The organism is Priestia sp. P5_B4, assembly GCF_056400385.1.
Window position 1 is genome coordinate 1 of record NZ_JBFULJ010000427.1, and the last position, 3,245, is coordinate 3,245.

General features: G+C 37.2%; 2 protein-coding genes. Both read left to right on the plus strand.

Annotated features, from left to right (window positions below):
• Window positions 1–72 precede the first annotated feature (72 nt).
• The gene (locus AC1DRF_RS20710) at window positions 73–1,194 is read left to right on the plus strand and encodes a cyanophycinase (RefSeq protein ID WP_477741566.1); all 1,122 of its coding nucleotides are present in this window, start codon (window positions 73–75) and stop codon (window positions 1,192–1,194) included.
• 219 nt (window positions 1,195–1,413) lie between these two features.
• Window positions 1,414–3,231, plus strand: coding sequence for a sigma-54 interaction domain-containing protein (locus AC1DRF_RS20715; RefSeq protein ID WP_477741567.1), 1,818 nt, complete (start codon window positions 1,414–1,416; stop codon window positions 3,229–3,231).
• The last annotated feature ends 14 nt before the right edge of the window (window positions 3,232–3,245 follow it).

The following is a 3,245-nucleotide window of genomic DNA, read 5'->3' on the forward strand; positions in this document are numbered from 1 at the left end:
GTGCCAGCAGCACGATGGTAACAATGGGTGCTATAATGGCTGTTAAAAACAGCGGCAAGCTGCTTGCATTCAGTGTATAACAAGTTTATTAATCTTGCAGGAGGAAAACAAGCCAAAATAGGAATTGTGCCTGCAGCGAGTACTAAGTTCGACTCTTCTAATCAGTTTAAAAGTGATTTAATTAAATACGGAGTGAAAGCGGAAAATATAGAGATTTTACCTATTTCGAACCATGACTTTAAAGGGACTTCTGAAAATGAGTCGACTTGGAAAACAAATATGAACAGTGATAAACTAGCGCAAAAAGTCAAAGGGCTAACGGGCATTTGGTTTGTAGGAGGAGATCAAACCTTGATTACGGGCTCCTTGCGTAATGAAAATGGTTCGGACTCAAAAGTTTTACAAGCTATACGGCATACGTATAAAAACGGGGCAGTACTTGGCGGTACGAGCGCAGGCGCTGCAATTATGAGTAATACTATGCTCGCAGGCGGAGATAGCTACGGAGCTCTTTCTTACGGATTTACAAACACATATAATGATATGACTCAGCAAGAAGGCGGGCCTGCTTATTTGGAAAAAGGTCTTGGCTTTTTCCAATACGGTCTTGTTGATCAGCATTTTGACAACAAAGCAAGACTCGGACGTCTTATTGCAACAGCATATGAAAAAGGAAATAAAAATCAGCTTTCATACGGAATTGATGAAGATACTGCTATGGTGGTAAATAATAAAGCAAAACAAATAGAAGTTGTGGGAAGAGGCGGTATTACGCTAGTTGACTTAGCGAAGGTACAGGCAAATGACAAATTTCCGAGTGATTACAAAAATATTCTTATCTCTTGTATCACTCCAGGCGACAAAGTAAATCTCACAACAAAAGAAATCGTCATAAACCCAGCTAAAACATCTACTAGAAAAAATGAATACTACAGTGAAAAAGTTGGACGAAATACAGGTCTTTTCTCTCCGCACGGTGTACTAAGCAAGTTCTTAGCTTACGATCTTGTTGATAACGCTCAGAGTAAAGAAATAAAGAGCTATGCATTTAACCAAAACAAAGGTTTTGAGCTTACCTTCCGAAAAAGTGCTGAAAGCAATGGTTATTGGGCTTATACAGACGGTCAAAAAGACGATTATTCCATTGTGAAAGTTGCGTTAGATATCAAACCAATAAAAGTAGCTATTAAATAAAAAGAGAACAGACAGTAATTCAATGCATCTAGCACTTTAGCATATTGTGCCTCCACCTATTAAAGCGGAGGCACTTTTTTCTACTTATTTTTATTTGCAATAGGGACAAACGTCCGCTAGATGAAATGCAGGGCAACGTATAAAATGATAGGTACAGTATTCCAAGACTAATCTCTGAAGGCAAGCAAATTTAAAGGCCTGTAGAAAGGTGTTCATACGATGAAAAAGAAATTAGTTTTAATAACAGGAAGCAAGCAAACTAGAATCATTTTGCACAATCAATTAAAAGAGCTGCTAGACGATTACATTTTTATTGAATGCTTTGCGATTGACGAAGAATTACCGGGTGAAATTGATGGCGATGTTGTACTCTATTCATCAGAGAGTATAAAGCACGAACTGAAGGACAGATTAGACGTTCAGCATGCACATGAAATTGTAGGAAATAGAACGATTCACCATAAACATATAAATGAATTGCTGCAAATCCCCGCCCATACAAAAGTATTAATTGTAAACGATGACGATAAAGAAACCCTTAAATTAATAGAATCTCTCTATCAAGTAGGTATTAATCATGTTCAGTTTATTCCTTTTAAAAAGCAAAAGACCTATTACGAAGGTGTGGAAGTTGCTGTTTCTCCAGGTGAGATTCACTTATGTCCGCCATATGTAAAACATGTAATTGATATAGGCGTTAGGCTTTTTGATATGGCGACCATTTTTGAACTTATAAAATCATTTGGTTTTAATCAGTCTAATCATTCAATTATTTGGGATCGCTATTTACGAAATATTATTGAGCTGCAAAAAAAGCTAATAGAAGCAGAAGGGCAAATGAAAGAACTTCACCTCCATGTAAAGAGTGTTGTAAATGTAGTAGAAGATGGGATCCTGGCCGTGGATTTCAATAAAAGAATTACGTTATTTAATAAAAGGTTAGAATCATTGTTTCAGCTATCTTCTTCTAATGTTGTAGATCGTGAAATTCAACATGTCATTTTTAACGAAGGCCTTGTGGAGTTTATTACATCGTCCGACGAGAAAAGTCAGTACTTTAACGTAAACGGATACGAAATGGTTATCTATAAGTCTATGATTCAGGAAAGCAATACTACGGTAGCAACGTTTAAAAGTGTGAATCAAGCTGTTGAAATAGAAGGAAAAGCGCAGTCAGAACTTAGAAAAAACGGCTTTTCTGCTAAGTATAATTATCAAGATATTATCGGAGAACACCCAGCTTTGCTTAAAACGATTGAAATTTCCCGGAAAATGGCGGTTACTGAGTACCCTATTTTAATTCAAGGAGAAACCGGTACAGGAAAAGAGCTGTTTGCTCAGGCTATCCATAATCATTCTACACGTAAAAACGGACCGTTTCTTGCCGTGAATTGCAGTGCCATGACCGATACATTGCTAGAAAGTGAGCTGTTTGGGTATGAAGAAGCCAGTTTTACAGGAGCCCAAAAAGGCGGCAAAAAAGGGCTGTTTGAGAGCGCTGATAAAGGTACGATCTTCCTGGATGAAATTGGTGATATCAGTCCGCGTTTACAAACTCAGCTTTTAAGAGTGCTTCAAGAAAAAGAAATTAGACGGGTAGGAGGGACAAGAGTTATTCCGATCAATGTAAGAATAATAGCAGCTACTCACAACAATTTACTACATAAAATGAAAGAAGGGTTGTTTCGAGAAGATTTGTACTATCGTTTACACGTATTATCTTTAACGATTCCTCCTTTAAGATATAGAAGAACCGATATTCCTTTACTGATTCATCATTTTATTTCTAAATCAAAAACGTGGACGCATATCCATCCAGAAGCGATGAAGCTGCTTATCGAATATGAATGGCTAGGAAACATAAGAGAATTAAAAGGAGTCATCGAGTATTTGCTTACTGTCTGCGATGAAAACGAAGTGAAAGCAAAAGACGTAGAGTATAGGCTTAGTAGTCAAAAGGAGGAGCATACTTTACATGAAATTGAAAATGAATCGGTTGACTTGATCGAACTTCAAGAAAATCACGCTCTTTCTTGAAGTTCGATCAAGTC

Excerpts from the sequence above, each read along its gene's own strand:
- AC1DRF_RS20715 (WP_477741567.1), top strand. The coding sequence starts at position 1,414 with ATGAAAAAGAAATTAGTTTTAATAACAGGAAGCAAGCAAACTAGAATC.